This window comes from Kitasatospora sp. NPDC059722, from assembly GCF_042733235.1.
In the GTDB taxonomy this organism is placed as follows: domain Bacteria; phylum Actinomycetota; class Actinomycetes; order Streptomycetales; family Streptomycetaceae; genus Kitasatospora.
Genome location: NZ_JBHWGD010000194.1, coordinates 1 through 5703 on the forward strand (window position 1 = coordinate 1; position 5703 = coordinate 5703).

The 5703-nt window shown below is 66.9% G+C and carries 4 protein-coding genes and 1 pseudogene; 2 read left to right on the top strand and 3 right to left on the bottom strand.

What is annotated here, in order from left to right:
* Positions 1 to 172: 172 nt before the first annotated feature.
* Positions 173 to 1282 (bottom strand): hypothetical protein, encoded by a 1110-nt coding sequence (locus tag ACFV4F_RS41970; protein ID WP_380511044.1) that lies wholly within the window; start codon positions 1280 to 1282, stop codon positions 173 to 175.
* 69 nt (positions 1283 to 1351) lie between these two features.
* Here ACFV4F_RS41970 and ACFV4F_RS41975 point away from each other — a divergent pair, with 69 nt between their 5' ends.
* On the top strand, positions 1352 to 2512 hold the full coding sequence (locus ACFV4F_RS41975; protein ID WP_380511046.1) for an HNH endonuclease: 1161 nt from the start codon (positions 1352 to 1354) through the stop codon (positions 2510 to 2512).
* 59 nt (positions 2513 to 2571) lie between these two features.
* On the opposite strand, the pseudogene ACFV4F_RS41980 reads toward ACFV4F_RS41975, so the two are convergent.
* A pseudogene (locus ACFV4F_RS41980) lies at positions 2572 to 4229 on the bottom strand (tyrosine-type recombinase/integrase); the annotation flags it as partial.
* A 75-nt stretch (positions 4230 to 4304) separates the two neighbouring features.
* On the opposite strand from ACFV4F_RS41980, the gene ACFV4F_RS41985 reads away from it, so the two are divergent.
* Positions 4305 to 5116 (top strand): IS5 family transposase gene (locus tag ACFV4F_RS41985; protein ID WP_380511049.1). Its coding sequence is split into 2 segments (ribosomal slippage): positions 4305 to 4634 and positions 4637 to 5116, totalling 810 coding nucleotides; the frame shifts between segments, so codons are not numbered across the junction.
* On the opposite strand, the gene ACFV4F_RS41990 is transcribed toward ACFV4F_RS41985, so the two are convergent.
* Positions 5113 to 5271, bottom strand: coding sequence for a hypothetical protein (locus ACFV4F_RS41990; protein WP_380511052.1), 159 nt, complete (start codon positions 5269 to 5271; stop codon positions 5113 to 5115). The two genes, ACFV4F_RS41985 and ACFV4F_RS41990, sit on opposite strands and share 4 nt — an antisense overlap.
* Positions 5272 to 5703: the final 432 nt, after the last annotated feature.

A 5703-nucleotide genomic window follows, 5' to 3' on the forward strand; every position in this document is an offset into this window, starting at 1 on the left:
GTGTGTGGGGCCCCCCCCCCCCCTTTTTCTTTTATTCACCCCCCGCCCGTCGCCGGCGTGGCACCAGTGGGGGCCGTCCCCGCTGGGGGGGGGGGGCCTTCGTCGTCTCGTGGTTGCAGTTTTGGTTGCAGTCACTGTCGTGACCGGTTCCTCGCTGCCCGCAGCCCCCATGTCAGGCGGCAACTGGCGGCTCCTCGGCCTTCGCGTCTGGTTCCGTTTCGGTCTCCCCCGTGCTCGATCGAATAGATCGCCGAACACTGAGCACGACTCCGACGATCCGCCGAGCAGCCATCAGACCGTGACGGTAGGCGAGCAGCATGAAGGTGAAGATTAGGAGCATGGGGGCGGAGAGGAAGAGGGACGGTGTGATCGGGACACTGTTGATCACGTTCAGCCCCCCGTAGATCACGACGACGAGAAGCAGGGAGGCCACGAAGGCCACAGCAAGGCTCCGGCCTTCGACGACATCAGCTGTCACAGGCCGTTTCTGCCTCGGTCCCTTCCTGGGCTGCTCGTGGCTGCCGGTCGCGAGAGGTTTGCCTTGCAGAAGGTCGTCCCACTTTCCGCGGGTCACCGAGTCAATGATGAGGGCCACGGAACCGCCGATGTCCTTAGCCGCGCTCACCGGGTCTCCGGCCACGGAGTCGGCGATGCAGCCCAGGTGGTTCGACACCTGGGCTGCCCGGTTTCGCACCTCACGGTCGGCCTTCGTGTTAACGGTGAGGTCGGAGGCCGCCCGCGCAGCCGAGTAGATCAATGATTCGCGTAGCCTCCCCACCTTGCCGACCAGCTCCGCGGTGTCCGAGTAGGCCGGGTGCTCGCCACCAGCTACCCGGGAGCACAGCTCAAGAACGCGCACAGCGTAGACCAACACCACGGCGCTCTTGTTGATGCGTCGCACGCGGAGGTTATCGGTGAGGACAGCACCCACCGCCGCAAGGGAGACAATGATCAGCAGGAAGATCTGCATAGCAGTGACTCGTGCAGCCGAGGCGCACCCGCTGGGGTCAACGCCAGGGGTCGCGCAGTAGTTGGCATTGGTCCAGGAGATGAACTTCCAGCCCAGCCCCCCAAGCACGATCACGAATGCCAGGTCCGCAAACCAGTGCGGACGCTTCGTGAGTGCCTTTCGCAGGGCCGACTCATCGATCTGCGTTCCGAAAACGTTCGCTGCCTGCTGTGCGGAGGCGATCCGACGCTCCACTGTCTGGTGGTGCAGTCGACTGAGGAGACGCCACCAGGGAGGCTGCGCGACTGTGGAGTTGGACTGGCCGGTCGTCATGGCGCGAGTGTGCCAGGTGCCACTGCCGCCTGGGTCCGTTTGTCAGCAGTCGGCCCTACTCTCCCGACCATGAGACAGTCCCTGACGGACACGCAGGCTCTCTGGGCGCTGGAGAAATGCAGGTCGGGCGAGATGACACAGACCCAGATAGCTGCCGCCCTGGGTGCGACGCTGTCCCGGATCAACCAACTGGTGAACGGCAAGACGTACAAACACCTCCACGGCACCGAAGGCCAGCGGGTCACCGATGGTGGCGTCCTCTACGGCCCGAAGGAGACTCCCGAGCGCCGTCTCTATCGCGAGGTCCTGATCTGGAAGCAGATCGATCGCGCCGGTGGCCCGATGGCGTGCTGGCCATGGACTGGTACGACTCGCAATCGCTATGGGTGGGCTTCGTCAGGTCAGAACTTGGTGGGTCCACCGTCTGCGCATGTTGTCGCATATGCCCTCGCCCACAGGCATCCCGAAGCGCCCGTGGGCTTGCTGTTGCGGCACCTGTGCGACAACCGAGCCTGCTGCAACCCCGCACACTTGCGTCTGGACAGCCAAGCGGAGAACAACCGGGACCAAGCCCGCGCCCGGCGGGAAGGCCGCATGGACGGGCCAACCACCCCGCGGGTCGTGGACGACCCCGAGACACCCCCGCCCGGCGGGTGGAACATCCCTGAGGACACCGATCTGGCAGCCCTCGAACGTGCCGCTAGGATCTCCGAGTTCCGCGCCCAGGTGGACTCTTCCGGCGGCCCACAGGTGTGCTGGCCGTGGATCGGTAAGCCCCGCAATAGGTTCGGCTACGGCTTCATGCGCTTCGACGGCCAGAACACGCCGCCCGCTCACCGCATCGCCTACGTTGTCGCTCACGGTCTGACCCTCGCCGATATCCGAGGCCAGCAAGTCCTTCACAAATGCACTGAGGCCGCATACCGAAACAACTGCAACAACCCCGCTCACCTGAAGCTCGGCGACCACGCCGAGAACATGGCGGATGTGCGGCTGCACGGCACCCGCCCCATGGGGGAGAAGCATCACATGGGCCAGCGGCACCCGGATGAAATGATCGAGCGCCTACGGTGGCGCTTCTGGCGTTCAGAGGGACCACAGCCCACTCAAACGGCTCTCGCCAAAGAGATCGGAGCTCCGCTCGGGGTCGTGAGTCGGTGGCTGAAGGGACAGGCACGCTGCGAGGCGGGCGGGCCGATCGGGCCCAGGCCCGAGGCGCCTCGCCCATAGCCGCCTGCTGCAGGGCCCCAATGTCACGTCGGGGCCCTGCAGCAGGCGAATGTGCGCTCTTACCAGTCGCTGGTATCGCCGTACTTGCCCGGGTTCTGAGCCCGGTCGACGGCTTGGGCCTTCGCCTCGGTATACGCGGCAGCGACCGCCTCCTTGTCCGTGCCGCGCACCTGGGCCTCCACCAACTGGGAGCTTCCTGGGCGACGAGCGGTGCGCCAGGAGACGGGCCGGTCGGAGTAGAGGCCGGTCTCGAAGTCCCATGCGATGACGGCCCATTGCTCGAGCATCGCCAGATCGAGACGCTCGCCGTCAGGCCGGAGGACCGCAAAGGCGTGGAAGACCACCCGCTTTTCAGGAAACCGATCACGTACCGCGCACGAGCCACTCACCCCGTCCGCCTCCCAGTTCACCCGGTCCCATTCCTCGGCCTCCGCCGCACGGCCCGGCTGCTCGGCGCCCCACTGCTCGACCACGGCCTGGGCATGCGCGTGGTGGAGGAATGGAATGCGGTGCTCATCGAGGCATGCGACGAACAGCACTGACCGGTCCGACATAGACTCGGCAGCCGCCTCGGTGGAGACGGACTCCACCGGGCGGGCAGCCGACACCGCTGCAGGGGCCGGGGTATCGTCCTCGGCTGCATTCGGCTGGGCAGGCCAGAGCAGGCCGCCGACCTTGGCCGCCGTCTGCTGGAGCACGGGGCTGGTCATGTGCTGGTAGCGCCGCCGCATCCGGGCGGACTTGCCGGGCTCCCAGCCCATGATGGCGTCGACCACGGCGTCGGGGACGCCGAGGATCAGCAGCACGGTGGCGGCAGTGTGCCGGGCGTCGTGAAGGCGAGCGTCGCGGACCTCGGCGGCCTTCAGCAGGTCCTTCCACCGGTGGTAGTCGGTGTTGGGGTTGAGCGGTTCGCCGACCTCCGAGGTGAAGACGTACCCCCTTCTCGACCCACAGGTCGCGGGCACGCAGGCGCTCGCGGTCCTGCGTCCCCTTGTGCTGGACCAGGAGCTTCATCAGCTCCTCGGGCACGCCGATGGGCCGCTTGCCGGCCTTCGACTTGGTGGACTTGGTCTCCCGCCGAGTGTTGATCTTCGTCGGGCAGTAGCCGGGCTTGCGCCCGCAGCGGTCACCGCAGCCGTGCTTGTAGCGGGGCCGCAGCCGACCACGCCGCACCAGGATGACGCCAGCCTCGAAGTCGACGTCCTCCCACTGTAGTCCCAGCACCTCCCCCTGGCGGAGACCCAAGCGCGAGGGCGATGACCCAGCGGGCGGTGTTGCGGGCCTTGGCCGCTTCGAGCAGGAGCCGCTGGACCTCCTCGACCGAGTACGGCTCGACCTCCGTCTCGTCCAGCACCGGGGCCTTCGCGATGGTCGCCGGGTTCTCGGTGATGGCCTTACGGCGGACCGCCTCGTTCAATGCCCCGCGGACCGTGTGGTGGACCTGATGAGCGGTCCCCGCCAAGCTGCCGGCCTTCTGCATCCTCGCGTAGAGGCGTTCGAGGTGCTCGGGTTCGAGCTTCTCCAGCCGATGTGCGCCAAGGCCGGGTATGAGGTGGTGGTAGACGGCGACGCGGTAGCCGTCGATAGTGTTCTCGCCCACGGTGGGGGCCGCGATGTTCTCGACCCAGTGGGTGAGCCAGCTCTCGACGGTCTAGCGCTGCCCGGCCTTGGGCACCTTACCCTTGTCGCGCTTGGCCTCCAGATCGCGGACGGCCTTAAGAGGAACTAACACAATGAGCTCGTAGGGCCATGTCTCTTTTCGTAGTGGGTCGTTGGTTCTTCCGTGGGAAGGATGAATGGTCCGCCATGGGTGGTGCCAGATGACCTGTGGACTCGGATTGAGCCGCTGCTGCCTGCCAGGCGGCGACGTTCGCGGCATCCGGGGCGGCTGCCGCTGGACGACCGTGGCTGCCTGCAGGGAATCCTGTTCGTGCTGCACACCGGCATCCAATGGGAGTGGCTTCCGCAGGAGCTGGGCTTCGGCTCCGGGATGACGTGCTGGCGCCGGTTGCGGGACTGGCACGAGGCCGGGGTGTGGGACCGGCTGCACCAGGTGCTGCTGACCGAGCTGCACCGTGCCGGGAAGCTGGACTGGTCCAGGGCGGTGATCGACGGCTCACACCACAAGGCCCGTCGGGGCGGCCCAAAACAGGTCCGAGCCCGGTCGACCGTGGCCGGCCGGGCTCCAAGCACCACGTCATCACCGATGCCCATGGCACCCCGCTCGCCATCACCCTGACCGGCGGCAACCGGCACGATGTCACCCAGTTGCTCCCGCTGTTGGACGCAATCCCACACATCCGAGGGACGACCGGCCGGCCGCGCCACCGGCCCGGGCAGTTGTTCGCGGACCGCGGCTACGACTACGACAAGTACCGCCGGCTGCTGGGGAAGCGCGGCATCAAGCCGGTGATCGCTCGGCGAGGTATGCCACACGGCTCAGGCCTGGGCACCGTCCGGTGGGTAGTGGAGCGCACAAACGCCTGGATCCACGGCTTCCGACGCCTGCGGATCCGCTGGGACATCCGCGACGACATCCACGAGGCGTTCCTCAAGCTTGGCTGCTGCGTAATCACCTACAGGCGCGTCCGAGCATTGTGTTAGTTCCTCTTAGTGATCTCCGGGCGGGTCTTGCGGGTGATGTGCCAGCGGTCGGGGCTGCCGTTGTCCTTCACGCCGACCGTGACGTAGCCGTGCCACCGCCCGCCCTTGGCCTGGTAGATGGTCGAATCGCCGTTGGGCTTACGGGACTTTGCCATGACGTCCCCCGCAAGCCACGAGCGCGACGGTGGCACCGCCACGGTCGGCGATGTAGTCGCTCAGCGCCTGGGCGGGGATCCGGCGCAAGCAGCCGATCATCACGGACGGCACCTCGCCCGAGGACACGAGGCCTACATCGTGGTCCGCCCGACACCGAGGCGACGGGCGGCTTCCTCGACCGTGAGGGCGACACGTGTGGAGTCCGGCACTGCGTCGCAGTTCGTGACGAGGGCGAGCAGGCCCTGCTCGGTGAGGCCGAGTGCCCCTGAGAGGGTGTTCGATAGGGGAATCCCCCCAACTGTCCGGCTTTTGCGGGCCCGGCACGGACGCTGTTCCAGGATCCTGTAGCGGCCGGGCCCGTGTCAGCAGTATGGATCGACTGTGACGGAACGACGCCGGTACCCCTCGGACCTGAAGGACGATCAGTGGCA

Coding starts and splice junctions, on each gene's coding strand:
- ACFV4F_RS41975 (WP_380511046.1), top strand. CDS start 1,352: ATGAGACAGTCCCTGACGGACACGCAGGCTCTCTGGGCGCTGGAGAAA.
- ACFV4F_RS41990 (WP_380511052.1), bottom strand. CDS start 5,271: ATGGCAAAGTCCCGTAAGCCCAACGGCGATTCGACCATCTACCAGGCC.
- ACFV4F_RS41970 (WP_380511044.1), bottom strand. CDS start 1,282: ATGACGACCGGCCAGTCCAACTCCACAGTCGCGCAGCCTCCCTGGTGG.